Source organism: Gluconobacter sp. Gdi, from assembly GCF_014132155.1.
Classification (GTDB): Bacteria; Pseudomonadota; Alphaproteobacteria; order Acetobacterales; family Acetobacteraceae; genus Gluconobacter.
Genome location: NZ_BLJQ01000003.1, coordinates 238,335 through 263,488 on the forward strand (window position 1 = coordinate 238,335; position 25,154 = coordinate 263,488).

31 protein-coding genes are annotated in these 25,154 nt (G+C 53.4%); 15 read left to right on the forward strand and 16 right to left on the reverse strand.

Going from position 1 to position 25,154, the window contains the following annotated elements:
* Positions 1-3: 3 nt before the first annotated feature.
* A complete protein-coding gene (gene radC, locus JN414_RS08055; RefSeq protein ID WP_202207608.1) occupies positions 4-762 on the reverse strand; it encodes a RadC family protein in 759 nt (252 codons plus the stop codon).
* 128 nt (positions 763-890) lie between these two features.
* A complete protein-coding gene (locus JN414_RS08060) occupies positions 891-1,586 on the reverse strand; it encodes a RadC family protein (protein ID WP_202207434.1) in 696 nt (231 codons plus the stop codon).
* Between the two features lie 27 nt (positions 1,587-1,613).
* On the opposite strand from JN414_RS08060, the gene JN414_RS08065 reads away from it, so the two are divergent.
* From JN414_RS08065 to JN414_RS08085, 5 genes are all read left to right on the forward strand, one after another.
* Positions 1,614-3,842 (forward strand): ATP-dependent helicase, encoded by a 2,229-nt coding sequence (locus JN414_RS08065; protein WP_202207435.1) that lies wholly within the window; start codon positions 1,614-1,616, stop codon positions 3,840-3,842.
* Entirely contained in the window at positions 3,842-4,747 is a 906-nt protein-coding gene (locus JN414_RS08070) for a 50S ribosomal protein L11 methyltransferase (protein ID WP_202207609.1), read from the forward strand. The genes JN414_RS08065 and JN414_RS08070 overlap by 1 nt, the downstream gene beginning before the upstream one ends.
* A gap of 1 nt (position 4,748) precedes the next feature.
* On the forward strand, positions 4,749-5,279 hold the full coding sequence (locus JN414_RS08075; protein ID WP_202207436.1) for a GNAT family N-acetyltransferase: 531 nt from the start codon (positions 4,749-4,751) through the stop codon (positions 5,277-5,279).
* Positions 5,276-7,075 carry an aminopeptidase P family protein gene (locus JN414_RS08080; RefSeq protein ID WP_202207437.1) on the forward strand — a complete coding sequence of 600 codons (1,800 nt, stop codon included), beginning with the start codon at positions 5,276-5,278 and terminating at the stop codon, positions 7,073-7,075. The genes JN414_RS08075 and JN414_RS08080 overlap by 4 nt, the downstream gene beginning before the upstream one ends.
* Positions 7,076-7,325: 250 nt before the next feature.
* Positions 7,326-7,943: a transglycosylase SLT domain-containing protein gene (locus tag JN414_RS08085; RefSeq protein ID WP_375781679.1), complete on the forward strand. Its 618-nt coding sequence runs from the start codon at positions 7,326-7,328 to the stop codon at positions 7,941-7,943.
* Positions 7,944-8,597: 654 nt separating this feature from the next.
* Here JN414_RS08085 and JN414_RS08090 read toward each other — a convergent pair.
* The 9 genes from JN414_RS08090 to JN414_RS08130 form a co-directional block, all read right to left on the reverse strand.
* Positions 8,598-9,107, reverse strand: a complete 510-nt coding sequence (locus JN414_RS08090; RefSeq protein ID WP_202207439.1) for a hypothetical protein — start codon at positions 9,105-9,107, stop codon at positions 8,598-8,600.
* A 465-nt stretch (positions 9,108-9,572) separates the two neighbouring features.
* The gene (locus JN414_RS08095; RefSeq protein ID WP_202207440.1) at positions 9,573-10,676 is read right to left on the reverse strand and encodes a tyrosine-type recombinase/integrase; all 1,104 of its coding nucleotides are present in this window, start codon (positions 10,674-10,676) and stop codon (positions 9,573-9,575) included.
* A gap of 186 nt (positions 10,677-10,862) precedes the next feature.
* Positions 10,863-11,054: a hypothetical protein gene (locus tag JN414_RS08100; protein WP_202207441.1), complete on the reverse strand. Its 192-nt coding sequence runs from the start codon at positions 11,052-11,054 to the stop codon at positions 10,863-10,865.
* 280 nt (positions 11,055-11,334) lie between these two features.
* Positions 11,335-11,622 (reverse strand): hypothetical protein, encoded by a 288-nt coding sequence (locus JN414_RS08105; RefSeq protein ID WP_237389943.1) that lies wholly within the window; start codon positions 11,620-11,622, stop codon positions 11,335-11,337.
* 2 nt (positions 11,623-11,624) lie between these two features.
* A complete protein-coding gene (locus tag JN414_RS08110) occupies positions 11,625-12,764 on the reverse strand; it encodes a hypothetical protein (protein ID WP_202207443.1) in 1,140 nt (379 codons plus the stop codon).
* A 42-nt stretch (positions 12,765-12,806) separates the two neighbouring features.
* On the reverse strand, positions 12,807-13,067 hold the full coding sequence (locus tag JN414_RS08115; RefSeq protein WP_202207444.1) for a hypothetical protein: 261 nt from the start codon (positions 13,065-13,067) through the stop codon (positions 12,807-12,809).
* 263 nt (positions 13,068-13,330) lie between these two features.
* On the reverse strand, positions 13,331-13,681 hold the full coding sequence (locus tag JN414_RS08120) for a hypothetical protein (protein WP_202207445.1): 351 nt from the start codon (positions 13,679-13,681) through the stop codon (positions 13,331-13,333).
* The gene (locus JN414_RS08125; protein WP_202207446.1) at positions 13,678-14,403 is read right to left on the reverse strand and encodes a phage regulatory protein/antirepressor Ant; all 726 of its coding nucleotides are present in this window, start codon (positions 14,401-14,403) and stop codon (positions 13,678-13,680) included. The genes JN414_RS08120 and JN414_RS08125 overlap by 4 nt, the downstream gene beginning before the upstream one ends.
* Positions 14,400-14,879, reverse strand: coding sequence for a hypothetical protein (locus JN414_RS08130; RefSeq protein ID WP_202207447.1), 480 nt, complete (start codon positions 14,877-14,879; stop codon positions 14,400-14,402). Before JN414_RS08130 ends, JN414_RS08125 begins: the two co-directional genes overlap by 4 nt.
* A gap of 390 nt (positions 14,880-15,269) precedes the next feature.
* On the opposite strand from JN414_RS08130, the gene JN414_RS08135 reads away from it, so the two are divergent.
* Complete coding sequence (locus tag JN414_RS08135; protein WP_202207448.1) at positions 15,270-15,755, forward strand: hypothetical protein; 486 nt, start codon at positions 15,270-15,272, stop codon at positions 15,753-15,755.
* A 50-nt stretch (positions 15,756-15,805) separates the two neighbouring features.
* Here the strand turns inward: JN414_RS08135 and JN414_RS08140 are convergent, their stop codons facing one another.
* A complete protein-coding gene (locus tag JN414_RS08140) occupies positions 15,806-16,558 on the reverse strand; it encodes a hypothetical protein (protein ID WP_202207449.1) in 753 nt (250 codons plus the stop codon).
* A gap of 559 nt (positions 16,559-17,117) precedes the next feature.
* On the reverse strand, positions 17,118-17,996 hold the full coding sequence (locus JN414_RS08145) for a DUF6731 family protein (protein WP_202207450.1): 879 nt from the start codon (positions 17,994-17,996) through the stop codon (positions 17,118-17,120).
* Positions 17,997-18,172: 176 nt separating this feature from the next.
* Between JN414_RS08145 and JN414_RS17225 the strand changes: the two genes are divergently transcribed.
* Positions 18,173-18,397, forward strand: a complete 225-nt coding sequence (locus JN414_RS17225; RefSeq protein WP_375781680.1) for a KTSC domain-containing protein — start codon at positions 18,173-18,175, stop codon at positions 18,395-18,397.
* Between the two features lie 365 nt (positions 18,398-18,762).
* Here JN414_RS17225 and JN414_RS08155 read toward each other — a convergent pair whose 3' ends face one another.
* Positions 18,763-19,419 (reverse strand): LexA family transcriptional regulator, encoded by a 657-nt coding sequence (locus tag JN414_RS08155; RefSeq protein ID WP_202207452.1) that lies wholly within the window; start codon positions 19,417-19,419, stop codon positions 18,763-18,765.
* 83 nt (positions 19,420-19,502) lie between these two features.
* On the opposite strand from JN414_RS08155, the gene JN414_RS08160 reads away from it, so the two are divergent.
* Positions 19,503-19,724 carry a helix-turn-helix domain-containing protein gene (locus JN414_RS08160; protein ID WP_046901561.1) on the forward strand — a complete coding sequence of 74 codons (222 nt, stop codon included), beginning with the start codon at positions 19,503-19,505 and terminating at the stop codon, positions 19,722-19,724.
* Here JN414_RS08160 and JN414_RS08165 read toward each other — a convergent pair.
* Entirely contained in the window at positions 19,718-19,993 is a 276-nt protein-coding gene (locus JN414_RS08165) for a hypothetical protein (protein ID WP_202207453.1), read from the reverse strand. The genes JN414_RS08160 and JN414_RS08165 overlap by 7 nt on opposite strands.
* Before the next feature lie 65 nt (positions 19,994-20,058).
* On the opposite strand from JN414_RS08165, the gene JN414_RS08170 reads away from it, so the two are divergent.
* From JN414_RS08170 to JN414_RS08190, 6 genes are all read left to right on the forward strand, one after another.
* Complete coding sequence (locus JN414_RS08170; RefSeq protein WP_202207454.1) at positions 20,059-20,409, forward strand: hypothetical protein; 351 nt, start codon at positions 20,059-20,061, stop codon at positions 20,407-20,409.
* On the forward strand, positions 20,406-20,531 hold the full coding sequence (locus tag JN414_RS17155) for a hypothetical protein (protein ID WP_255494183.1): 126 nt from the start codon (positions 20,406-20,408) through the stop codon (positions 20,529-20,531). Before JN414_RS08170 ends, JN414_RS17155 begins: the two co-directional genes overlap by 4 nt.
* Positions 20,528-21,493: a helix-turn-helix domain-containing protein gene (locus JN414_RS08175; protein WP_202207455.1), complete on the forward strand. Its 966-nt coding sequence runs from the start codon at positions 20,528-20,530 to the stop codon at positions 21,491-21,493. The genes JN414_RS17155 and JN414_RS08175 overlap by 4 nt, the downstream gene beginning before the upstream one ends.
* Positions 21,490-21,696 carry a hypothetical protein gene (locus JN414_RS08180; RefSeq protein ID WP_202207456.1) on the forward strand — a complete coding sequence of 69 codons (207 nt, stop codon included), beginning with the start codon at positions 21,490-21,492 and terminating at the stop codon, positions 21,694-21,696. Before JN414_RS08175 ends, JN414_RS08180 begins: the two co-directional genes overlap by 4 nt.
* Entirely contained in the window at positions 21,686-23,197 is a 1,512-nt protein-coding gene (locus JN414_RS08185; protein WP_202207457.1) for a DnaB-like helicase C-terminal domain-containing protein, read from the forward strand. The genes JN414_RS08180 and JN414_RS08185 overlap by 11 nt, the downstream gene beginning before the upstream one ends.
* Before the next feature lie 127 nt (positions 23,198-23,324).
* Positions 23,325-23,744 carry a hypothetical protein gene (locus JN414_RS08190; protein WP_202207458.1) on the forward strand — a complete coding sequence of 140 codons (420 nt, stop codon included), beginning with the start codon at positions 23,325-23,327 and terminating at the stop codon, positions 23,742-23,744.
* A gap of 453 nt (positions 23,745-24,197) precedes the next feature.
* On the opposite strand, the gene JN414_RS08195 is transcribed toward JN414_RS08190, so the two are convergent.
* On the reverse strand, positions 24,198-24,410 hold the full coding sequence (locus JN414_RS08195; RefSeq protein WP_202207459.1) for a hypothetical protein: 213 nt from the start codon (positions 24,408-24,410) through the stop codon (positions 24,198-24,200).
* A gap of 78 nt (positions 24,411-24,488) precedes the next feature.
* Here JN414_RS08195 and JN414_RS08200 point away from each other — a divergent pair, with 78 nt between their 5' ends.
* Positions 24,489-25,109: a hypothetical protein gene (locus tag JN414_RS08200; RefSeq protein ID WP_202207460.1), complete on the forward strand. Its 621-nt coding sequence runs from the start codon at positions 24,489-24,491 to the stop codon at positions 25,107-25,109.
* Positions 25,110-25,154 lie beyond the last annotated feature (45 nt).

The following is a 25,154-nucleotide window of genomic DNA, read 5'->3' on the forward strand; positions in this document are numbered from 1 at the left end:
GGGCTAGATCAGGCCAAGCTTCTGGAAGCTGGTATGTTTTCCATTGCCGATGATGAGGTGATCCGTGAGCTGGACGCCCACAACATCCAGTGCGGCCTGAACCTGCTGGGTCATCTGGATGTCGGCCTGTGAAGGTGTCGGATCGCCGCTTGGGTGATTGTGAACCAGAATAAGTGATGTGGCTTCAATTTCGACCGCGCGGCGGGCAACTTCTCTTGGGTAGACAGGGGTGTGGTTGACCGTACCGCGCGCCTGAGCCTCATCCGTGATCAGGCTGTTTTTCTCGTTGAGAAAAAGAATACGGAATTGCTCGATATTTTCTCGCGCAAGTCTGGCTGTCAGATAGTCCAGAAGTTTCTGCTCGCTATCGAGAAGATCAATTTTTGGTAGCCGCTCACGATTATAACGAAGTGCAGCCTCATGCAGAACCCGGATCATCGGGACCATGTGTGATCCCATATCCTTTATGCTGGCCAATTCCCTGTTTGTGGCTGCCAGAATGCCCGCCAGCGATCCAAATCGTTCAAGCAATAAGGGGCTTAAAGTCTCTGCTTTTGCTTCGTCGCCGGTGAAAAGAGTGACGACCATTCTGAGAAGAATATCGTCGTCCAGATGACGACCTCGTCCGCTCAGCAATGCCCTTGAAGGCTCGGGTAACTCGGTTGATCGCTGAGTGGTCATGGCCGCGGATTTTATGGTCTGAAGCAGAGAGCTATTCAGAACTTCAGAAAATCCGTCTTCGGCTGCCAGCATATCGTCCATGTGTTTTTGTGGCATTTCCCAAGTGTTGTTATCAAGCCACAGAATATGGTGTTGGGGTATTCCGATATGAGTTCTGTGACCACTGCCTTCACACGGCAGAGGTCACAGAACCCAACGTTCCTATGGCCTTATAGCAAGCCTTCCTGTCGAAAGCTGCGAACCGGGGTGTCGGGCACCTCCAAGAGAATATCATGCAGAACAATCGAAAGTGGCCTAAGTGCGGTTTCCAGCGTTCGAGCAGCGGTTGAAAGCGCGACTGGCTTTAAAGCTGGCTGAACATGAAGTCCGATGATGGCGGTGGCGTGCAAGGCAAGTGCGCGGATGGCGATAGCGCGATTTAGCAAGGTAATATCTTCGAGTTCCGGAGCTGCTTCGTCGGATAGAAGACGATTGCGATTGTCCAGGTAAAAGAGACGGAATTGCCCGCGGATGGCTCCTGCCAAGGCGGTCTCAAGATATTTCATCAGCTGAGGCCAATCCCCCAAAACGGGTCGTTCGCGGTGTTCGGCAGATGCCAGTCGTTCAGCCGCGACGGCCGGCAGTCTCAGTGCACGAATGGTGTCGTCGTTGAGGCCTGCGCTTCTCAAGTCCTGTGTGGATGCGCGGAAAACGTCGATCAGGCTTCCGAAGTGGCTGATGAGCCCTTTTGCGAGCGGCTTGGTATCCTTGCGCGCGATGCCCAAGAACAGCAGCATTTCCAGAATTTCGTAATCTGCCAAGGTTTCTGCGCCGTTGGTCAGGACGCGGGTTCGCATTCTGGCTCGATGGCCTTGTGGTCCGATGCCGCGTGTCAGAGTGATCCGGGGAGATGATGTGTTGGCCATAGGGCCATCACACTCTATATCGGGAGTGTGCCGCAAGACCCTCTCATCCCCACCCCCGAGTATCTCTCCCGCCTGAACCCGGAGCAGAGACGTGCCATCGAGACAACCGAAGGCCCGTTGCTGATTCTTGCCGGTGCAGGAACGGGAAAGACGCGCGTGTTGACGACGCGCTTTGCCCATCTTCTTCTGACCGGACGGGCCTACCCCAGTCAGATTCTGGCCGTGACGTTCACCAACAAGGCTGCGCGTGAAATGCGCGAGCGTGTTGGTGCTCTTCTGGGGGAGCCTGCCGAAGGGCTCTGGCTTGGCACATTCCACGCCATCTGCGCGCGGATGCTGCGGCGTCATGCGGAGTATGTGGGCCTGACGAGCGGGTTCAATATCCTGGATACGGATGATCAGCTTCGTTTGTTGAAGCAGATTATGGAACCCTTCCGGCTGGATACGAAGCGCTGGCCGCCTAATCAGCTCATGGGCATTATCCAGCGTTGGAAAGATCGTGGCCTGACGCCGGATCGCGTGACGCCTGCCGAAGATACGGATTTTGCCAATGGGCAGGCCTTAGCCATCTATCGCGGCTACCAGCAGCGGCTGCGCGAACTGAATACCTGCGATTTCGGCGATCTGATGCTGCACATGGTGGAGATCCTGCGGTCCCAGCCGAATGTGCTGGCGCAGTATCATCGGATCTTCCGCTATATTCTGGTGGACGAGTATCAGGATACCAACACGATCCAGTATCTGTGGTTGCGTTTGCTGGCAAAGCGCGAGCAGGGTCCATCCAACATTGCCTGTGTGGGGGATGACGATCAGTCGATCTACTCCTGGCGCGGTGCCGAAGTTGAAAATATTCTCCGGTTTGAGAAGGATTTTCCCGGTGCCGCTGTTGTGCGGCTGGAACAGAATTATCGTTCGACGGCGCAAATCCTGGCGGCGGCGGCGGGATTGATTGCTCACAATGAAGGACGGTTAGGCAAAACGCTCCGTCCCGGCCGTGAGGATGCGCAGGGCGAGAAGGTCCAGATCATCGGGGTTCGGGATTCCGATGAGGAAGCCCGGATTGTTGGTGGCGCGATTGAACGCCTTCATGCCGATGGTCATCCGCTGTCTGAAATGGCCATCCTGATGCGTGCTGGCTTCCAGACGCGGCCATTTGAAGAGCGCCTGATGACGATAGGCATACCCTATCGGATTGTTGGCGGTCTGCGGTTTTATGAACGCTCGGAAATCCGGGACTGTCTGGCTTACATGCGCGTTCTGTCGCAGCCTTCGGACGATCTGGCGTTCGAACGGATCATTAATGTTCCGAAGCGTGGCGTAGGGGCTGTGGCTGTGCAGAAGCTACATGGTGTAGCGCGTACCCTGCCCGGCCCGTTAACTGCTGGTGTTCTGACGCAGATTGAACAAGGTGCGCTCAAGGGGAAGTCCAAAGAGGCCCTGACCAGTCTGATGGAAGCGTTTCAGCGTGCGAAAGCGACGCTTGAGACAGAAGGCCAGGTGGTGGCTGTTGAGCAGCTTCTGGAAGACAGCGGCTATCTGCAAATGTGGCGTGATGACCGCTCTGTGGAAGCTCCGGGCCGGCTTGATAACATCCGTGAGCTTTTGCGGGCGATTGGCGAGTTTGCGACGCTCGAAGGTTTTCTGGAGCATGTCGCGCTTGTCATGGATACGGAAAGCGAGACGAGTGACGACAAAGTTAGCCTCATGACGTTGCACGGCTCCAAAGGACTGGAGTTCGATACGGTGTTCCTGCCCGGTTGGGAGGAAGGGGTTTTCCCGTCTCAGCGGTCCCTGGACGAAGGCGGCAACCGGGCGCTGGAGGAAGAACGGCGTCTGGCTTATGTCGGGCTGACACGGGCAAGGCTTCGGGCGATCGTTGTTCATGCGGCCAGCCGCCGCATTTATGCGAACTGGCAAGCCTCGATGCCGAGCCGGTTTATTGAGGAAATTCCGTCCGAATACGTTCAGACGAGCGGGCAGTCTCTTGAGAGCCGGAGGCAGGCTGCGGCAGCGCCTTCCATGTTTGCATCCGGCCCGTTTACGAGTACGCGTCGTTCTTCAGGGGGGGCTCAGACCCCTCGTCCGCGCGTTACGGACGTGCAGCCGCAGGCGAATGTTCCGGTTGGCGCGACGGTTTTTCATCAGAAGTTTGGCGAAGGCACCGTGATTGCGGTGGATGGCAGCCGACTGGAAATCAACTTTGAAAATGGCGGCATCAAGCGCGTCATGGCAAATTTCGTGGAGATCAGATCGTGATGGCACCCCGCAGCATTGGCCGACGCCATGCCAGTGCGCTTGAAACCTTGTCCATTACGGTGGAGGAGGAATTTGTTCCTCTTTTCGAACAGGCTCTGATGTGTGTTTGTGAGACTGTCGGGATTTTTGAGGCTGATGATGCGCAGAAATACTGGCGCATCGAAGGTGTCAAAGACACTGGCTACAAGGAAGACGAGCTTGACAGTGCGTTGTCCGTTGCGCGTCTTCTGACGGGCTGTGAGGCAGAACTGCTTCGTGAGGCAACAGAAGCCGAAGGTTGGCTGGCCCGGACCTATGAATCCTTCCCGCAGCAGGACGTTGGCAAGCGGTTTGCCATTCGAGGGACTCATTTGCATGGCGAGCCTGACCGCTCGCGCCTGACCATTACTCTTGATGCCGGTATTGCCTTTGGGTCGGGTGAACACGGATCAACGCGGGGATGCCTGCGCGCACTGGAAATGGTGGCGTACCGCAAACCTCATCATATTCTGGATATGGGGTGTGGCTCGGGTATTCTGGCAATGGCTGCGGCGAAGCTACTGCATCGCCCAGTTCTGGCTGTCGATATTGAGCCATGGTCTGTGCGGACAGCTAAAGCCAATGCCCGTCTGAACGGACAGGGTAACCTGCTGGACTGTCGCTTCGGAAATGGCTGGAACACGGCTCAGGTGCGCGTCAAGGCGCCGTATGATCTCGTGTTTGCAAATATCCTGGCGCGTCCCCTCTGCCGGATGGCGCAGTCTCTCGCCATTAATCTTGCACCGAACGGCACGGCTATTCTTGCTGGGCTGTTATACACACAGGCCAATATGGTCTTAGCTGCGCATCGCCGTCAGGGCCTTGTTCTGGAGCGTCTGTTGCGTGAAGGCGACTGGGCGACCCTGATTCTGCGTAAAAGAGGCTAAGATGTCTGTCGTAATCCGCGAGGTTCAGGAGGCCGACCTTCCCGCAATTCTGCGGATTACGAACGATGCCATCGAGCATACCAATGCACTCTGGATCAGCACGCCGTTCACGATGGAGCAGCGTCGAAAATGGGTTGCTGATCGACAGGCTCAGAATTTTCCGGTTTTCGTGGCTGTTGATGGAGATGGCGTGGTCTGCGGGTACGCATCCTATGGGCCGTTCCGGGCTTTCGAAGGCTACGCTGGCACGGTCGAACACTCCGTATATGTTTCATCCGAGTGCCAGGGACGCGGACTAGGCAGGCTTTTGCTAAATCAGTTGATCCAGCACGCAAAACGGGCCGGATTTCACGTAATGGTGGCCGGGATCACGGCTGGCAACGAGGCCTCCATTGCGCTGCATCATCGGTTAGGCTTTCAAAATAACGGTATTTTGCCTCAGGTTGGACGAAAGGGTGGCCGTTGGCTGGATCTTTTGTTCATGACGCTTTGCCTTGAGGCTGTTTCCAAACCGGAAAAGGACTTTCCATGACCCTTTCCTCCATTCCGCTCAAAGAGCGCCCTACCCTTGTTCGCAAGGCGTGTGAGGCGCTGGGCGTTGCAGGTTTCATCATCCCGCGGGGGGATGAATATCTTGGGGAATATGTTGCCCCCTGCTCTGACCGTCTGGCCTGGCTGACCGGCTTTACGGGGAGCGCAGGCCTCGCGGTCATTCTTCAGGACGCTGCTGCCGTCTTCTCGGATGGACGATATACCGTTCAGATGGAGGAACAGGTTCCCCATGATCTCTGGGAGCGGCGACATGTAAGCATGGAGCCTGCGTCCGACTGGCTGGAAGAAAATGCGCAGGGTGTGCGCGTTGGATACGACCCCAAACTGGTCAGCCGTTCCATGCTGGCATCCTGGAGTGCTCCCGGGGTTGAACTGGTGCCGCTGGCATTTAACCCAATTGATCAGGCATGGCTCGACCGCCCTGCTGCGCCGGCTAATGCCGTTATTAATCACGGTGTAGAACTGGCGGGGGAAACAAGTTCAAGTAAGCGCCAGCGCCTCGCTGCCGGGTTACGGAAAGCTGGACAGGATGCTGTGGTGCTGGCGGACTGCACGTCCGTCGCCTGGCTCCTGAATATTCGCGGTAGTGATGTCCCGCTAACGCCTGTGGCCCATGGATATGGCCTGCTGCATGCTGATGGTCGGGCAGAGCTGTTTGTGGACCCTGCCCGCCTTGAAGACGATCTGGCTACAGCGCTCGATGAAGAGGTCGCTGTTCAGGCACCGAGTACACTGGAAAAACGCCTCGTAGCGCTGAGTGGCAAGGTCGTGCGGCTTGATCCTGTGACGACGCCAGTTTGGTTCGAAACGACCCTGAAAACCGCTGGCGCTTCGGTGGTGGATGGGAATGATCCCTGCACGCTACCCAAGGCTGTCAAAAACCTGACCGAACAGGATGGTGCACGTCAGGCGCATCAGCGCGATGGTATTGCGATGGCACGTTTCCTCCATTCCGTTTCGATATCTGCTGCGGGAGAACGGGAGACGGATCTTGTTGAGCGTCTTGGGATGTTCCGCCAACGCTCTGCCGACTATCGGGAACAGAGTTTTGATGCGATTTCGGCCTCGGGACCGAATGGGGCATATCCGCATTATCGTGCAGAAGTCGGCAAGGATCGCGTGCTTCCGGCCAATAGCGTTTATCTGATTGATAGTGGTGGACAGTATCCGTTCGGGACGACTGACATCACACGGACGCTCTGGGTTGGGCCGGAGTCAGCTCCTCAGGACGTCAAAGAAGCGTTTACGCGTGTTCTGAAGGGAAATATTGCGTTGTCGCGCGTGCGTTTCCCATCGGGTACCACAGGGCATCGTCTGGATGTTCTGGCGCGTGCTGCTCTTTGGCAGGTTGGGCTGGATTATGATCATGGTACCGGACACGGCATTGGAAGTTATTTATCCGTGCATGAAGGCCCGCAGAACATTTCCCCTGCGCCGCGTCCAACAGCCTTGGAAGCGGGTATGATTGTCTCTAATGAGCCAGGGTATTACGAGCCGGGGGCTTATGGCATCCGGATCGAAAATCTGATGCTTGTTAAGCCTTCCTCCTATCAAGGGGCGAAAGGCGTATTTCTCGAATTTGAAATCCTGAGCTACACGCCGATTGATCGAGAACTCATTGATGTGACGCTACTGGATGACGCTGAACTCGAATGGCTTAATGCGTATCATGCAGAGGTTTTGACGCGCGTAGGTCCGGTTGTTGAGTCTGATGTCCAGGAGTGGCTTGAGAAGGTCTGTGCGCCGATGATGCGCGAAACGACCGTTATTCAGTAAGCCTTTATTCATTTTTCCCGGTCATAAGGTTGGTATGACCGGGAAGCGCCTGTTTTTTCTATTCTGTATAAGTGTTGCTACGTCATCAGCCGGCGCCAATGACTGGGATATGGCGCGGGCATGTAGCGAGGCTGTGTCTACTGCAGAGCCACAGGCTGGTATTCCGAATGGTCTTCTGGGGGCTATCAGCCGTGTAGAGAGTGGCCGTCGTGACCCATTATCGGGCCGGACAGTGGCTTGGCCATGGACTGTGAATGCTGCTGGGAAAGGATATTTTTATCCTTCAAAAGCCGAGGCTATTGCTGCAGTCGAAGCTTTTCGGAGTGCAGGCATCACATCGATTGATGTTGGCTGCATGCAGGTCAATCTTCATCATCATCCGAATGCATTTCGCTCGTTAGAAGAAGCTTTCGACCCCCTCACCAATGTTAGATATGGGGCTTCTTTTCTAAAAAATCTTTTCACGCAATTGCATGGCTGGAGTGCGGCAACGGCTGCCTATCACTCTTTAACGCCTGCTTTGGGCACGGAATATGAAGAGCACGTCATGGGGGTCTGGAATGGGAAAAATGACCTTTACAGGCCGCCAGACTTCCTGCCTCAGGTGGTCATGACTGGTTCAGGGCCGCAGGTTATCGTGCCGCAGTTTGATGAACAAATCCCAACCAAGATTTCCAGAAATTTCCTGCAGGCGAAAACGACGCCTCCCAGAAACTTTCCGCCATCAACTGTGAGTCATACTGCTTACGCCCCTCCTCCGCGCATTATCCACCATGTGACAAATAACGGAGGAGGAACTAAAGGCCATGGTCGCGACCTAATGTCTTATCGTGCAAGTCCCGTCAGGATGGCTTGGCGACAAAACTGAGGCGTTGGACTACCTGCCGGGTGCGGTCCAGTTATTGTGCTTGTATCCGGAATATGGACCTGGTGTATCGCCTTGGCGCCAGTGAGTGCGATCAACACGATCAGAGTGATGGTCGTGAGCACAGGCTGTCAGCCCAAAGGCCAAAAGGATAGGCCCCAAAAGAAAACGGAACCTCATAATTTCTCTCCACGATATAGCCAGCCTAGCAGCAGGAGGCTGACGACAACGCGTTAGAGGGGATCAACGTTGCGGGGAGAAACCTGTCAAAAGATGATAGAGATACAGCATGAGCCAGTAGAGTTCTTTCAAAAGTGTCCAGAAAGCTCGAAAGACCTCGAATGGGTCAAAATTGGCACTGATCGACAGCGTAGAGGTTCCTTTAAATGGTCAGGTCTCCTCTCGATAAGCGAAAACCGTCATTTTGAGAAATCCGGGAACAATCGCAAAGTGCCCTGCAAAATGTCATGAGCGTCACAATGGCTTAAAATCTTATTAGTAACCTAGGATCGAAAATTGTTCTTGCTTTCGATCGTGGGTCCGTTCCCTCAGGTCTTTTATAGAGGGTTCTGGCTTCCAAATCGCGTCAAAAACCAAAAGTATAGGGAGTAAGTAGCCAAGGCGTCTCTCCCTTAATTCGTGGTTTCCACTATTGGGTTAAATACCCCGATAAATGCGAGCGCGGATCAAATCAGCATTGTCTGTTGATGCATCTGCATACGGAGTTGCCACCAAGCCAGCGAGCATTTCGACCAGAGGGGCCATGGACTGGACGGTCTGCATATAGTTTGCAGCTGAAGGGTAATAGGTTTGCACAATCGGGGTCGCGATTGTCAGCAGCGTATTGAGGTCGGCTCCAAGAGATTTTGCCCAGCTTTTCCCGGTATCAACCGTAATGGATCCGCCAGAACTGGCTTCAATCGAGGCGGTAACGCTCTCGATCTGGGCTACAAGGCTATCGAACCTGGCCTTGTCATCAGTGGACAGGTGATTGATTACACCCGGCATTGTTTCGATGATCTGAACCGCATAAGCGATGGCCGCGGCATCCTTGTTTAGGGTGGCTGTGTTGAAGCTGGTGTTGTTGCTCGTCGTCGAGCAGGCCACTGTCGAAGCGAGCAGCATACCTGACAGGCCAAACGCAGCGATGCGATTGAGAAAGTGCATATAATAAAGTCCCTAGATATGAAAAAACCGCCTCAAAAGGCGGTTGAAAATGAATGTTGCCGATAATTGATTGGGCCAGATAAAGCTAAAATGTGCTGGGAGAGCTGTTTCTGGATTATTCCGCGTAGCGAAGTTTAATTGCGCGCAGCAAGGACTTACGCTGAATCACTCTGTTATTTTGCGGTGGGATTTTGAATGATGGGGTCCCAGTTCTTGCGAAAAGGCAGCCCGATGATTATTTTCTGGAGTGCTCTAATTCTGAGCGGATAATATCAAGAACAGAAAAATAATTAATGATTGAAGTTATTGATTTTTTAGGAATTTCTGACCGGATCGGGTGGTGGGCGCAACAGGGATTGAACCTGTGACCCCTACCATGTCAAGGTAGTTGAACACTCACGAAAAACGGCAGTTTTTCAACGGGTCTAGCGCAGTCCAATTACGGACTGCACCAGTTCTGCACATTTAAGCAGTTATCCCCAGCCACTCCATGATCTCATCGCGGTAGGCTTCGGGCATCACTTTGGCGTACCGAGTGACCGTTGTGATGTTTCCCCAACCGCCATCAGCTTTTAGTCTCATGAGATCCTTGTGGATGCAGTATTGCCAGCTTGCCCATGTATGGCGAGCGTCGTGAGGTGTGACGTCTGGCACAAAGAAATTACGCTCTGTCTGCTTCCCCTTCGGAACCCATGTGCGTATTTTTCCAGGCAGCCCGGCCTTGTGGCACGCGACTGACCAGCCCGCCTTAATCTGGCCGCCGCTCGTGCGACCATTTTCAGAGTAAGAGTCGCCGACCTCTTTGCCCTGCCCGCTTCGCGATTTACGAGGACGGACAGGACGAAACACGCGTCCGTCTCGATTGGGCAGTGCGGCTAAAGTAGTGCGCACTCGTTCCGGCAGGTCGATATGACGCTCGTTTCCCTGCTTCTGCCAGACAACGGCCCTCTTTCCCCGCAGATCAACGCTCGACCAGTCCAGTTCCAGTGCCTCTGACATTCTGGCTCCGGTTCCGAATAGGAAAACTAGCAATGGCCTAAGGTGGGGCGCTGCGCACTCGATAAGACGCGTCACCTGCTCGGGGCGTAAATAGATCGTTCTGTTCGTCGGAATGCGCGGCTTGTCGAACGCGGGACGGTCACACCATTTGCGGATCGCCGCAAACTCGAGAACTGACCGCAATGGAGTAAGAACCGATCGGACCTTTGTTGCGGGACTGGCCTCGGCACCATCCCGCAGGATATGCCGATAAGCCTGGTCCAATGATGTTTGGTCGATGTCCGAAAGGCGGATGGCCCCGAAGTGATCCAGAAGCCTGAGAAGGTAAGCCTTGGTCGCGTCGGACCTTGGCTCTGCCTCCAGATAAGCTGTTACGGCATGAGCAAACGTTACAACGGCGCGTTTGCCATAGATGCCTTCTTGCCAGAGTTCTGCCTCCCGCTTTGCGCGGTATTCTTCTGCCTGCCTCGGGTCAGCAGTTCCTGTGCTTTCATAAATGCTCTGTCCTTTGACAGTTCCACGGACATAGAGCGTTTCTGAATTGGGGCGCTTGTAGACTTTAAGGGGCATTCCAGGCTCAACAGAAGGCGTTTGTAATCTGCCGGATAGAAGATAATGCGGCTGCCCCAGCGGCGGTGCGTAGGTCCTCCGTGGAACTCGTGGACGCGGCTCAGGTGCTCCCTGAGCTTTGTCTTTCCGATGCGGCCTTTCAGGCGGTCTAGGACGTCCTGAAAAGTCATTGTTTCGTCAAGCGTCTCACCCATGGCCACCATCCTTTACCTTCACGGCGCGATACAGCCCGTCCGGACTGCGCTCAACTAGACCGAGGCGCATGAGGGGCTGATACGCGTAGCGATTGCGCTTGTCCGGTGCGTGCCAGACGTCCGGCTGTGCTTTCAGGGCGTTCAGGACGTCACGCTGCGGGCGTGTTAGGACTGGTTCACTCACGGCCGCCCTCCTGGCAAATGGGGTATCGATATGTTGCGTTAATCTTCTCGATCTCGCGTGCAAGGATTTTCTTACTCCGGCGTTCGGCAAAAAATCCGAGAAGAACACCTGACCAACATAGAAATTGACCGAATAAGAAGCAAAAGATCTCTCTGTTTTGCGGCAGAACTGCGAATACGGAAATCAACACAATCGTACCCCCAATAATAGAGAGCACCAAGCAGAGTGCATTCATCCACTGAACGTAGATATAGGGATTTGAGTTGTTCATTTTTTGGATTCACACTCCAGCCGGAACTCGAGAGGCGTGTTTCTCTTGAGCCAGCTCACTGCGTCGAGAAGCCGCTCCTTCAATGAATTCGCTCATGAATGTCTGAACCTCCGCAATTGAGTAGCCCTCCCTCTTCCAGCCCATGCTCAGAGTATTCATCGCGGTCTTGGCCGCAGCGAGAAAGTCTGTGTCAGAGGACCTGCGATGCTGGTCTGCAACGCGTTTTCCTTCGGTTCTGGCGCCGGGGCGTAGAGGCACGCCACCAAGCGCAGGAAGACACTCAGAAATATGCCTCATACTCATGCTGCACACGCCGTCTTGCGAACGAGATCAGCAATCAGTGTGGCCAATAACGGGCTTTCCACGTTCGAGTGAGGCGAAGGAAGCAATGCATTCCAACTGCCGTCGACGTACAAATCGTACACAGCAGCTTTCGCTCTCAGTCCTGCTTCGGTTTTTGCCGAGGTTCCTACAATAATGGGAATTAGAGCATCACGCTGGGCCCCCAATGAAACGCATTTCTCGTCGTCTGTATCATCCAAATTGTCGGGTAAAGCCCTGACGGCGTCTGCCCAAGCCTTCTCCACCCGGCAAAAATCTTTGCAGGCCTGTAGAAGCTCTGCGTCGATATGGTTGTCTGCCCAGATGACCCGTAATGGCATAAGGTCTCTCATCGGCGTTTTGACGGCACGTTCACTGAGCCACCACTCGCGCCCTGCTAATCCCTCTACGCAGTTCGGAATGCCAAAAGAAAGACCGCGTTTGATGATCATTTCCTGGACTACAGTCGTGAGTGTTCCAGGTTTGATATCATCGAGCTTTTTAAGCAGGTCATCATCGCCCTGCCCTTGCTGGGCATAAATCTCCACGAGACCATGTGGCGTCAGACGGAAGGCATGCTTCTTCTCGATCGCAAGTTCGATCAGATACTCTTCATAGTAAGGCATCCAATCGGGCGTTTCTCCTGGCGTGACACAAAACGCATCAGCCCCGAGACTATTCAGATCCTCTCCAAAAATCCCGGCCGCTAGTCCAAGCAGACGCACCAAGCGCTCACTGTTGTTCATAGCATCTGTAAGATCGAGGCCTGCGGGCCCCATGCTGTTACGCATGTCCGAGATGCAGAGCATCAGTTCAACGAGAATATCTGATGGGCTCTCGATAGCTGGGGGCGTATGGAGGATTTCTTCATAAAGAGCAGCATGACCACGCTCGAGCTCATCATATTCAGCATCGCTGATGCTGCCGGGCTCACTATAGAGCTTGTTGTCAGCTGCAACGTAGGCCGCAAAACCCTGTGCATATTCCCGTCCAATGACTGATGCGCGTCGCGGTCCATTGTCTGTAAGCGCAGCATCAATCTGGTCTTCAATCATCGGGCGAACGACGTCAGAAGCCGTATTCTGGACGCACTTCGAGCGTGTGGTTGTTTCAACCATTTCCGAATTTCCTGTTTCTATTTGCCGGTCAGGCGTGTCTGTTCAGTCTTCGTCATCGTCTTGCAGGTCACCGAGCGTCATCTCGAAAACAGAGACGAGCCCAACTGCGAATTCATGGCCGTGCCGATCCTCTGCAATCATCGCGAGGTGAGATGCTACCGTCGCAATTGACAGCAACTCAGGCGGCATATTGTCGGGCGTTCCGGTGGTGGCCATCCAGCGCGCCAGTCGATCAATCAGATCCGACACCATGCCGTTCACTATTGCTGCCCGGCCCGAACCCGGGATTGCTTCCGCACTCACGAGAAATGCTCGGCTGCTGAGGCCAGCAAAGAAAGCAGCGGGTGCAGAGTGGCGAGCGCACCTGCTGGAACCAGAAAACCAGAGGCAAGAAATGCCAGATCCTTGAACGTGGTCATGAGACCTCCGTGGGGTGTCGTCACCCCATAAGGTAACCATAGCGGTCACCGTATAGTCAACAATAAAAGTCACCTATCCGGGGACTTTTATTGTTGGGAAGACGTGGAGCTCCTCTCACGCCTTCCCATTTGTGCTTTTCGGAAGCGCTATCCCGCCGCCCGGAAGTCATCGAGCACGGACTGCACCAGCTCGAAACCCTCACCGAGACCGGCTGGCCAGAGCGCTTGAACCGCTTTCAGCTTGGCGTTCCGCCCTGAGGCCGTCCTGGCAGGCAGCGCCGCGATCTCATCCATCAGCCGCACGTTCTCGCCTGCCACACTGTCAGCATCCAGCGTTTGACCGCCATGATACACACGGTCCCATTCCGCATTGGTCACGCAGAACCGCTGGCACTTGGCGATCAACGCCGCATCCGGGTTTGGTTGGGTTGCCTCAATCTGCTCCAGCGTCATGATGGACGGAGGAACGACCGCCCCTGAAGAAACTTGCACCATCATGCGGCCTCTCCTTCATCTCCAGCTCGAAGATGCGCGCCGGGCACGAGCCGAGCCAGCTTGGCCAGACCCTGGGCTGTGATGCGAACCTGATCGGCAGCCTTTTCCGTTCCGTCCGGACGTACGACGATGGTTGTCTTGTGTGTCAGGTCACCAGCATTGATGCGCTTCTGATATGCCAGTCGGTTCGCGCTCCCTGCCCGCTTATAGGTCCACTCGTTTGTGTCCATCCAGCGAAACAGCATCTGCGGGCCGATCTGGAGTTCCTTCGCCGCTTCCGTGCCATTGAACGTGCCTTCCAGGCCGGCAATGCGATCCAGCGCATCCGCCTTCGGTTGCACAAGAGCAAGCTGGGCCTTCTGCTTCTCCACCACGGTTTGAAGTCCAGTCAGCGCCCGCAAGGCGAGTTGCTCAGGCGTTTCAGGTGGGGCGATCGTTACGGCTTCCAGTTCCATCCAGCGACGCACGATCTTCAGCCGTAAGTCAGAACGGTATCCAGCAATGAGGGTGTAGGTTAGGTCGCGGGGGAGATTGTAGCATTTCCGCTGTTCTCCTTTTGCATCCTGATAGACGCCCTCAAATTTGAGGCGGTCGATTTCGTTTTCTGCGAGCATCTTTTCGATGTCTCGGACAACGTTATCGTGACGTTTGCCCGTTAGCTCCGCGATCTCTCGGCTCGACATTGTCAGCGGAGCAGAACCGCCCATGAGGAGTTCCACGCTCATGCCTTGCCTCCGTAGCTGACACTTGCATCTGGAAGGTCATGCTCTTCCCGCTCACGAGCGACGATCCCAAAGAGTGTTTGCGCCCGCTCATTGGGGGACATGTCTTTATGAATTTGCTGGAAAGCAGCGCAGGAACCTAATGTGTACTGCACTTGGAAACGTTCGGGCAGCGTTCCTTCGGTCTCCAGAGCCCCCATGATGCCCTGACAGATATAATGAGGAACAATCGTAGTCTTTCCGCCTGGCACCTGGACGATGCGAAGCGCATCTCCGTATTCTCCCTTGCGCGTCACCTCAAGGAAATGACGACGTGCCTGCCGGGAAAGCCCGGTTGCGGCCAAAAGATCCTCATAAGAGGTCCATGGGAAATCAACGCTACCGTTGGGAGGGCAGAAAAAGCGTACTGGCTTGTCATTGATCTGGTGAACGTGCACCGGCGTTGAATCCGGCACACATGACGTGCTATTCTGCGTCATCGCAGTAATTTCCTTGATCGAGGTTACTGTTAAAGGCGCCGGGGGATTGTTTGGCGACGTGTCCCGGTGCCTTTTCATTGCGAGCATTTTCTAAAGCTTTTCCTATCAAGTGCCTGATAGTGCTGCTTCGGCTGCGGAGCCCTCTTGAAATCCCAAAATCGTCAACCGCCTTGAGGTCTCTCGACTTCATAAGGACAATTACTCGTTCAGGTTTTTCTAGGGGCAATCTGTTGCGATATGCTGAAACCATGACAATTCCATATAAGGCGTCGGCCAATCCGATGCACAAATATGTCTAATATGATTGTCATTTGAGTTGCAATAGCAATTTCACCCACTTTGTCGCTAATGTCCTTGAAATCGCGATTTCAAGGATCGAAGGCGACAGCAATGAGTGACACTTCTACCGATAAGCCGACCACAGAACGGCGTGTGTATGTGCTCCCACTCGATTTGTTGGAGCGTATTCGCTCATATCAATCTGACAATAACATCTCCTCCGAAGTGGAGGCGGCGCGTCGCCTACTGAGTGAAGCGCTCCAAGCTCGAGACACAATTAATGATCTGATGAAACAAGTGCGCGCCTATCACCGCCAAGAGAGAGATTTAAGAGCCCTCGCTCGCGATGTCTTAAGCGGCCATATTCTGGTCATTCAGATCAAGATTGACGACAATAAAGTTGAATTTGGATTGCGGAATGGCGAAGCTGGAATGATCCGCCGAGACGGTAAGATGGAAACCGGTACCATCAATGAGGATGGAACTATGTGGTTCAATAACTCTTGGCCGCCACTTCATTCGGAAAAATCTGTTAAAAATTCCGGAAGATGGGATTCTCCACCATCCGATGATTTAGATGACGCAATCCCTTTCTAACCAAGTCCCAACCAAAGGCGCCCTCGGCGCCTCAAATCTCATCTTACGACTTAGGCTGCTATTTCTGACTGCAGCGCAGTATTAAGCACCATTCCTAGCGAAGAGTGAGGGTGAGCGCCCAGAAGTTGCAACTCGCGTACCAGTTGATTGTACTCTTTTTGAACGTCTGCACCGCGCTCCGCTGAGGGAGCTAGCGCAATCACTTGCTCACCGATAAACGAAATCTGCTTCTCACGAGCCTTTCCCTCTTCGGGGGGCAAAACACTGCTGCCATCCACTACATAAGCCCAGGATGTACGGATGATCTCGTCCCCAACAGCTTTAAGCAGCACGCTTCTGATACGAAAAAGTGTGTTCTGCCTAAGCTGCTGAAGGTTGATTAAATACAAAGCGACGTTTTCAGCTTTCAACTGCTCGATATTTTGATCCAATGTTTCTTGAGAACAGAAGATGTATGACCCGTCTGTTGGGAAGAGAATGAGATAGGCATGCTCCTCTGCGGGGCTACGATGACTTCTCCAAAATTCTTCGCTGCTGGCGATGGCAACTACTTCACACCATGGCCGTCCCGCATCTAGGAGGAATTTAGCGGCCCTGAAGCTGCATAGGTCAGAGAAGCCGAACTCAGACCACTTCCAGCGCTTTGCGTCTGGGATCTTTGCAGGAACATCAGGGGCTGAAAATTCTGCCAGCCTGCCGGTCGATTTCAGCAGGCCCTTCTTGAGCCACGTCCTGAAACCTTCGTAGCTGATGCCGATGATGTCGGCGGCTTGAGCGGTTTTAATTTTAACATTGGTGATCATAAACCAATTTGTACATATATTTTTGAATCGGTTTCAAGAGACCGGTTTTAATTTTCGATCTTATTTCGCGTTGCCTACCTCTTTTTCGGCTTTTCGATAAAATATTGAGTGCTCTGGGGGGATTAAACCTGATGAAGTAATTTGAAAGTTATATTGGTTATGCGCGTATAAGTTCCAAAAGAATATATGGAGCTAGCGATCCATATGCATTGGAATATACTAAATATATGAAAATTGTAATAAATACATTCAGGGTTTATAAAGAAACCAACTACTGAAACAATTGCGAATATAACGGATGCAGATATTCCACTCTGAAGATACTTAAACATTAGCGTGAGTAATCCGTTTTTCTTAAGAGTCGCGTAAATTTTACTGTCTTTTATTGTTAAAATAAGCCCCTGTGTGACACCTAAAAACCCTGCAAATACAGCAGCAAGGGTTGCCGAGGTACTCAATAGACCCGAGGGATCTTTGGGAAAGTTAAGCTTCAAAAGATGCCATAAAACTGCGCATCCTATAGCAAGACATATCGGCCAAAATTTCTCTACCAGTGGGCTCATTTGGTATCCGAGGGAAGTAGGCCTTCCTCACTCCATTTATAATAAGCCCTTTTTAAGGCAGTCCATCGAACGACATCCGGATAGCGCTGTTGATCGCCTAAGGTAAGATTGACCTCTTCAGTTAGCCTCGCTTCCAAGAGGTCTAGAACATGAGTGGGAGAATTTTCATCCTCTTGAGTCTTTAGTTTCAAAGTCTGAATATTTTGTTCTTTTACAAGTAGCCTTGCCGCGCTTTTGATGTCTTGTACAGCGAGGCTTCGCCCTCTCTTCCGAGAAGCTCTAATTTGAACACTTAACGTATCGCTACCAGAAACAAGATTATTATCAAGAAATTTTGATAATGACGTATTTTTCATTGTGCTTTCAGAAGAAAAATCTGGAACGTCTATAGAAAATTCCAAACATTTGATAATGGACGCGACGTTCATTTCATCGGCTGGCTCTCTTTTCGTAATGGCTGAGAAATTAAAGCCGTCATCGGTTTGTTTTGTTTTTCCAGAAAGCTCCCGAGCGAATTGAAAAAAATAATTCGATATAGAAGAGATCCGTGGACCGTAGTGATTGTATTGCATTACTAAAATAGAAGTATCTTTGTCATAAAGAGCGGCAGTTTCTTCGCCAAACCCCTGCCCATCTTTTAATTCAAAGTCTTCCATCGGAGCGTCTTCTAACATTTTTCCAGGGCCGCTATTCCGACGTTTTGAAAAATCTAAAAAAAATAGATTTCCGTTTTCTCTCTTAATTTTTTCAATTCTTAGAGGGGAATAAGATATAGTACGAAGTCTATTTTTATACGGAAGACAATCGATATGCTCTAAAATTTTCTCAAAAGAAATATCGGTTCTTTCGAAAACTTTAAAAGCTATAATCTTCAAGGCACCCTCATTTATAAAAAATTTATAAAATAACTTATATTTTTTCGATCCTTTTTTACAAAGAGTCAAACGTCGGGTTACGATTAAAATAGAATTTTTCCGGTTTTCTGTTGTTTTTAGAAATTCTTGACCCGAATCCCATGGCCCTGCTCCGGTTACACTCCAAACAATGGAGGATGCCAGTGTCCATATTTACACATACTTTTATCGGCTCCGACGCAGTCTCTCGCGCCACATACGATGATACTTCCCATGTTTTGACGATTACGTTCCGCGATGGTTGGAAGCAGTACGCCTATTATGGAGTGCCATCGTCGGTATGGATTGAGTTCACACATGCCTCATCGGCTGGGCATTATGTGCAATCTCGTATCAAGCCGTATTACAGCTTGAGGCGGTGACCGGAGATTCCCGGTCACCTACCATCCGTTTCCCCAGGAAGGTTCCATATCGTATTGAGGCGGAGTTCCTGGAGCGGAAGGCTCTGGCCCTGCTCCATTCCACTTCTCGTTGTTCCAGCCCCAGCCGTCTGGGCCAATTCCTGGGCCGTAGCAGCCTGAGAGCAGCAGCGGGAGCGCTAGAATAATGGTAAGGCGTATGATGTTCTTTATTCGAACCATGCGTAGATTGTGCGCTTCATTTGACTGATTACAAAACCACAATCACCCGACATTCCGGTAGTTTGCTGTAACCGAGACAGGGTCAGCCCAAAAACCGGCTGACCTATCCCGGGTTACATTCTGCACGGCTCAGAACTGAGAAGACGTCACAGCCAGGACCATTTCCCAACAACGCGGCCAAGAATGACGAGCTTCTCAACCGGACATTCATAACCAGCGTAACGCTTGCTGAGAGCGGTTACTCGTACTGTCGCTGAATCTGTGCCGGCCAGTGCTTCCAGTTGTCTAAGCGCGGCCCCTGCTCCGTCCTGGATCAGATAGATCCCAGCTGGGGACGGTACCGTGTGGGCAAAGTCGATCAGGACACGATCGGTCGGCAGGTACTCCGGCACCATCGCATCGTCCGAAATTCGGACGAAGCCGGGATGGCTTCCCTCGTCTATATGCGCACGGACCATCTCATGCGGGAGGGTCCAGTGCGCCAGGATCGGGAGTTCTTTGGCTGCTGCGCCATCGACGACCGACGACAGGGTGTATTCGGGAATGGAGACACTGGGCTGAAGGGCGGGAGGCAACCCTGTGGTTGGTGACGGTGCCAGTCGCCAGTCGCCTTCCATAAGTTCTGGCCAGGTCACGCCGAGATGAGGTGCCAGGCGTTCGGCCCACTCCCGTGACATCTTCCGCTCGCCTTTACGGAGCTTGAATATCTGCTGCTTGGACGTGTCCGCCCGCCTGCCCAATTCAGGGTCGGTCAGGCGTTCGCGGGCCATGAGGTCGGCCAGTCTGGTCGGATGGTCAGTCATGCAATAATTGGTAACCACTTCCGGTGACTGTGTCGGTAACTAAATTATTGACTATATGGTCCCCACTGTGTTGATGTGGGGTTATGACGCTTGATGAATATCTGAAAAAGCATGAACTGTCCGATGCTGAGTTCGCACGGCAGTCCGGTATCAATCTTCGGAAAATTGTTGGGGACTGGCGTCGTGGTACGCGTCGCCCTGGCGCTGAGAACATGCGTAAGATCCTTGTTTTCACGAGTGGTCGCGTTACGCCGAATGACTTTGTTCTGTCGAAGGACCTGATCCAGAGATACCTGGGTCAGTAATGGTCGGGGGCGGCTCCCATCCTCTGCAGATTATCCAGAAGGTTAATCATGGCTTCGGCGGTTTCGGCAGTGGGCCGGATTGTCGGGGTTGGCAAAAGTGTGGGCGACAGGATGATGCCGCTGAGCCGCGTCGCAAGACGTGCGGCCGGAATATACTCGTAGATCCCAGTCTGGGCTCTGAGTTGGGCAAGTCCAAGCAAAGTTGCGTCGATACTGGCAAGCAGCTTTTCCGCCCCCTGCGTTTGATCATCTGGTTTCTCATGTTTCACATCTGCCCCTTCCTTGCGGCGTCACTGGGTCTGAACACCCCGAAATCTGCAGGAGACCAAGGCCAGTGTTGTGGAGCATTCCGTCCAAAGGCACGAAGCAGCCGGTTCGGAGTGAACCGGTTATGAATGACACCATCATTGAAGAATACGCGTCGCTCGTTTCCCAAACGGTGGAAAGTCGTCGAAGGGGACGCAGCCTCAAGGCCGCGATTTACGAAGCATCACGTATTCTCGGCCTGACGGAACGTCGTGTTCGTGCCTGCCTTTATCGCGAAATCCGCTCGGTTAAAGTCCCGGAATGGCTGGACGTCCGTGCGCGTTTTGCGTCCCACCTTGAAGCCGAGGCACGCCGACACGCTGCTGAGGCCGATCTGTTGCGCGCCCGCATAGAGGCGTTGCGAAACGAGGCTGCATGATCTGGAAATGGTTCTGTCAGAAAATGGCGGCTTACTGGCGCTGGGTTGCTCGCTCCCAGGCTGACAAGGCCGCCCTTGCTCTTGCCCGTGCCGAAGAATGGCGCCGGAGGGCTGGCCTGTGAGTATTGCTGCGACCCACTGGGCCTTTACGCTGCCCATTCCTGCTACCCATAAGATGGTTCTGCTGGCGTATGCAAACCACGCTGATGACAAGGGTGAGACGTGGCCAGGTATGGATCGCCTGGTCCGTCATACGAGCCTTTCCGAGCGGGCAATTCGTCGCTCCAAGAAGTGGCTCACGAAGCTCGGTCTGATTGCTCCAGTCACGACGGGAAAGCGTTCTGACACGTTCATTCTGAGCGTCGGAATGGAGGTTTCCGAGGGCTTTCTTGAAAGACAGTCTGTCCGGGAAATGGCCTGTGAGTCCGAAACTGGTGACACAAAAACGGACTATTGGTCCGCTGAAACGGACTCACAGGCCAAAAAAACGGACTGTGTGGCCCCCGAATCATCAAGAACTATCAAGAACTATCAATCTCCTCCTTTTTGTTCCTCCGCCGAGGCAACGATTTCGACTGCCGATCCTGACCTTGCTCCGAGCAAGACCCGTGAGTTCAAATCCGGAGCCCATCAGCTTCAGCTCACTTCCCCGGATGAACCATCGGGGCCTTCGCCTTCCCGAGAGCGGAAGCCGTCCTCCAGGGCAGGAGCTTGTGATCCGGAAGAGTTCGATGCGTTCTGGGCGGCTTACCCAAGGAAAGATGGCAAAAAGACTGCGAGGGCAGCCTTTGCCAAAGCCCGAAAGAAGGTTTCGCTGGAACGCCTCTTGGCAGCTGTGAAGGCTTACCCCTTCGCTGAGCCGACAGCCCGCGGTGATTTTCGCCCGATGCCAGCCACATGGCTCAACGGTGAACGTTGGGAGGACGATATCGTGGCAGATGCCCTAGAGATGATCGAGCAAGAGCGACGAATGGGTTCTGATGGGCAAAAGGCTTTTGCTGCTGCCCGGGCAAAATGGGCCGCAGACGGCGGAAGTGGGCGCATGCCAAAGCGTGAAGATTTCGAGATGGGAGTGATGGCATGAGCCCGGCCCACTGGACCGCACAGCATTGGACGGCGCTGGAGCGCTACGATCACACGCTTCAGGCTCTGACGGAGGCCTGGCAGGGCCTGTTGGAGCTTAACAGTTTTGATCATGAACGGATCCTGAAGGAAATCCGGATGGTCTCTCAGGCGATGGCCGTGCGAGCTGTAAAGCACGAGGAGAAATGCCTCCATGAGTGCTGATCTTCATGGCTTGCAGGATCTCTGCACGACGTACCTGCGCCCGCTGGAAAGTATTCAGGCTGAGAACGCGGTCTTGTCCTCAATCCTGCTACGGAACCCGGACTTTGATGCGATTGCTGAGATCCTGCGTCCTGAACATTTCTCGGCGTTACATCGTGGGGAAATGTATCGGCTGATTGGAAATGCTATCCAAGCCGGCCGACGTGTGGATCCGGTCACGATGAGGGAAGCCTTTTCTTCGAACGAGGCTTTGGCCGCCTACGGGGCCCAGAAGGCCGTGCTTGAGGCGATGAACAATGGTATTCCCTGCCCTCATGCTCTGCTGCGCTCCTACGCTAATGAAATCGTGGATCTCGCGATGCGGCGTAGCCTCAGAAGCATGGCTCGAAAGGTTCTGAACGCGGAGAACGAAACCGAGGACGACAATGCCAGTGCAATCATCAGTCGGCTCCAGGAACAGCTTCAGGGTCTCTCTGCGGGTGTGGATGGAACGCGACAAGCCAAGACAGCCAGTCAGGCGTCTCATGAGGTCATTGGAGATCTGGAGGTATCCTGGAAAGCTGGCACGTTCCTGTCTGGTCTGGATTGCGGGTATGCCGAACTGAACAAACGCCTGCGTGGCCTACGCCCGGGTGGCATGTATGTGTTGGCTGGGCGCCCAGCTATGGGAAAATCTTCCCTCGCTTTGGGTATTGCTGTGCGTATGGCTTTGCAGGAAGGCCGCGGTCTTTACTGGTCTGGAGAGATGGACAGCAAAGAGCTCATGGCTCGTGCCATCTCGGCCAAATGCGGGCTGCCTCTGCAAACCGTTCTGACCGGTATGATCGAGGGCGATAATCAGCCAGAAAAGGTCTCTCGTCATACGCTCGAGCGTATCATTTCTGCTGGTATGGCGGCGAGAAAGATCCCGCTTGTTATTGATGACCGGGAAGGTCTGAGTGTTCAACAGATTGCCATCCGAGCACGGCGCATGGCGCGAGAACCCGATGGCCTGAAGTTTGTCGTGATTGACTACATTGGTCTTTTGCGAGGGAGCGATGCAGTGCGCCGTTCTGGTAACCGTGTCGCCGAGGTGACGGAAATCAGCGGCGAGATAGCGCGAATGGCTCGCGAGTTGAAGGTTCCTGTGATCGCCCTTTCGCAGCTCAACCGACAGTCCGAAAACCGAGAAGATCGGCGCCCAGGCATGGCCGACATTCGAGACAGCGGTGCTATCGAGCAGGATGCGCGGTGCATTCTGGCTGTCTATCGTGAAGAAGCAGCTTTGCGTCTCCGTCTCGGGCATGATGGCCAAGTGGTCCGCAATTTGAATGAAGGTGAGCAGGCTTATCAAAAACGTGCGGTCGAGTTTGAAGCTGCTCTGGAGCGATCACAAGGTAAGGGTGAAGTCCTGATCCTCAAGAACCGCGGTGGCACAGGAGGTGTCATAGATATGTGGTTCGACGGGCCCGCGACATGGTTTCGCGACTTTTCGGAAGACGAAAAAGGTCTAGCTTGGTGACTGGAGATCAGAAATATCGGCTGGCTGTTGTTCTGGCGCTCATATCTGCCGGCTGTTTCGTGATCTACGAAGGGTTGCCCTTAACGGGGGCTGTACTGATCCTGATCGCTGCCCTTGGGAGTGGCATATGACCCTTCCCTGGTTCCTGAACCCTTGGGCGGAAGTGCGGCGGTTGCGGGCACGTGAAGCCCTCGCTTCAACAACGTTCGACGTGTTGTTTGCCGACTATCAGAAAGCACAATTCCACGCTTCCTCACTGAAAAGCGAACACGCCGATCTCAGGCGGCGGATTGCAGAGCGGGAAATGGAACTCAATTCATGGGGGCAAAGGTACGCTACTCAATGCCCCATCAATGTGATGGTTGAGCAGGAAAATGCATGCCTCAGAGGCGATCCAAGCCCTCTTTCGTGCAAGGTGGATTCATACGAATCCGGTGCAGAAAACTGCGGATTTCTTCCTAAAATCCTCTCCGACGATTCACACGAATTTCGATGCTATTGCGGGCACTGCTTTGGGAAGCCTGTGAAGATGTGGGGCGGGGATTAGTCCGCCCGGCACCATAGAGTCCTATATTTTATCGGAACTATATTTCTCAAGGAGTTTGCGAAGCTGGTCTTGTGCTGTTTCCCCAGGACCACTGAGAAATTCCGTTACAGAACTATTATAGGGGCCAAGAGTCTCGTAGCGACCTCCTCCCACACCCTGTGAAATCTCCGTCTCGACATGCATTTCTCCGTCCGAGCCAATGCACAGGTAATGCCAAGTTTCATCATGGTTTCCTTTTTCATGATAATAAAAGCGAATTCGTTCTGCCATGATACCTAAAGCCTGTTATTGGAGCGCGGAGTATTGCCGCGTAACACGAAATATCCCTTAATAGAGAAGAGCACATAAATCAGAAGTTAAAATTTTTATTTTAGTCGCGCTCAACACCAAACGGCGCACCCTTCCCGCACTTGCAGCAGTCGTAGGCCCATCCTGATTTTGTTTGTCTCGTGGTCATGGGGATTGTTGGTCAAGCAGTGCGCGGGCCATTATGGCGGCTTGTAATTCTAATTCATCCAAGCTGGACAAAGGAACTATCGGCTCTTGGTCAAATAATCCACTGACAGTCTTAACGACAAGAAAATCTCCATCGATATACCAGTGCGCAAGAGGCTCTCCATCGAAGAGTATCGCTTTAGGGTTCTCAGAGGTGGCAATTTCGGTCATTTCATTTTCCTTTAGTTCTCTAAGTTTATCGCAGTTTTCTCCTTGTACAGCCACACTCGCCTGTACTAAGATTCCTGCATGCCGAAAGCCCTGAAATCCCGCGCCGGACTCGGCGATACTCTCCGCCGTTTTTCCACTCCGAAGCCCGCAAGAAAAACGGCGTTCGCTGTGTCTCGTGCAGAGGACAACTCGCCCACGCCTGAACGGATGGCAAAGCAAGATTACGAATGGCAGGGCAAGAAGCGGTTCAAGCTGAATACCGTCAACGCGCTGCATATGGCGGGCGATATTGATGGTGCCGCAGTAACCGCAGCCCAGTGGTGGATTTGCGACTATGTGTTCGCGCATCATGGGTATCTAGATATCCTGAGCGATGTTCTGCCCACCGACTATGTGAAGGGCGATGTTCACACGTTCGCAATCTCGCGCGGGCACGCTGCCGAGCGGATTGGCATGATCCGCGACCGCCTGGGGCTTTGTGCCCACGTTCGTTTGGAAATGTTACTAGCCCATGAGCTGTCATTCTCGGCAATGGCTGAAGCGTTGGTGCCAGAAAAGGCCGCTCACGGTCGCCGGATTATCTCCGGCCAATGCGCGCTCGTGCTTGAGCAGCTCTCTGATGCGTATGCGGTGGTACGTCGGGAGATACGGGGGGACGTCCAGAGACAGAAAGCTCTTGTACTTGGACCCAGCGCCTGATACGGTTGGACAACACTGAATAATTGCGCCTACAGCGCAAGAAGC

Coding starts and splice junctions, on each gene's coding strand:
- radC (WP_202207608.1), bottom strand. CDS start 762: ATGGACGATATGCTGGCAGCCGAAGACGGATTTTCTGAAGTTCTGAAT.
- JN414_RS08060 (WP_202207434.1), bottom strand. CDS start 1,586: ATGGCCAACACATCATCTCCCCGGATCACTCTGACACGCGGCATCGGA.
- JN414_RS08070 (WP_202207609.1), top strand. CDS start 3,842: ATGGCACCCCGCAGCATTGGCCGACGCCATGCCAGTGCGCTTGAAACC.
- JN414_RS08075 (WP_202207436.1), top strand. CDS start 4,749: ATGTCTGTCGTAATCCGCGAGGTTCAGGAGGCCGACCTTCCCGCAATT.
- JN414_RS08080 (WP_202207437.1), top strand. CDS start 5,276: ATGACCCTTTCCTCCATTCCGCTCAAAGAGCGCCCTACCCTTGTTCGC.
- JN414_RS08090 (WP_202207439.1), bottom strand. CDS start 9,107: ATGCACTTTCTCAATCGCATCGCTGCGTTTGGCCTGTCAGGTATGCTG.
- JN414_RS08095 (WP_202207440.1), bottom strand. CDS start 10,676: ATGCCCCTTAAAGTCTACAAGCGCCCCAATTCAGAAACGCTCTATGTC.
- JN414_RS08105 (WP_237389943.1), bottom strand. CDS start 11,622: ATGAGGCATATTTCTGAGTGTCTTCCTGCGCTTGGTGGCGTGCCTCTA.
- JN414_RS08110 (WP_202207443.1), bottom strand. CDS start 12,764: ATGGTTGAAACAACCACACGCTCGAAGTGCGTCCAGAATACGGCTTCT.
- JN414_RS08120 (WP_202207445.1), bottom strand. CDS start 13,681: ATGATGGTGCAAGTTTCTTCAGGGGCGGTCGTTCCTCCGTCCATCATG.
- JN414_RS08125 (WP_202207446.1), bottom strand. CDS start 14,403: ATGAGCGTGGAACTCCTCATGGGCGGTTCTGCTCCGCTGACAATGTCG.
- JN414_RS08130 (WP_202207447.1), bottom strand. CDS start 14,879: ATGACGCAGAATAGCACGTCATGTGTGCCGGATTCAACGCCGGTGCAC.
- JN414_RS08135 (WP_202207448.1), top strand. CDS start 15,270: ATGAGTGACACTTCTACCGATAAGCCGACCACAGAACGGCGTGTGTAT.
- JN414_RS08140 (WP_202207449.1), bottom strand. CDS start 16,558: ATGATCACCAATGTTAAAATTAAAACCGCTCAAGCCGCCGACATCATC.
- JN414_RS17225 (WP_375781680.1), top strand. CDS start 18,173: ATGCCAGTGTCCATATTTACACATACTTTTATCGGCTCCGACGCAGTC.
- JN414_RS08155 (WP_202207452.1), bottom strand. CDS start 19,419: ATGACTGACCATCCGACCAGACTGGCCGACCTCATGGCCCGCGAACGC.
- JN414_RS08160 (WP_046901561.1), top strand. CDS start 19,503: ATGACGCTTGATGAATATCTGAAAAAGCATGAACTGTCCGATGCTGAG.
- JN414_RS17155 (WP_255494183.1), top strand. CDS start 20,406: ATGATCTGGAAATGGTTCTGTCAGAAAATGGCGGCTTACTGGCGCTGG.
- JN414_RS08180 (WP_202207456.1), top strand. CDS start 21,490: ATGAGCCCGGCCCACTGGACCGCACAGCATTGGACGGCGCTGGAGCGC.
- JN414_RS08185 (WP_202207457.1), top strand. CDS start 21,686: ATGAGTGCTGATCTTCATGGCTTGCAGGATCTCTGCACGACGTACCTG.
- JN414_RS08190 (WP_202207458.1), top strand. CDS start 23,325: ATGACCCTTCCCTGGTTCCTGAACCCTTGGGCGGAAGTGCGGCGGTTG.
- JN414_RS08195 (WP_202207459.1), bottom strand. CDS start 24,410: ATGACCGAAATTGCCACCTCTGAGAACCCTAAAGCGATACTCTTCGAT.
- JN414_RS08200 (WP_202207460.1), top strand. CDS start 24,489: ATGCCGAAAGCCCTGAAATCCCGCGCCGGACTCGGCGATACTCTCCGC.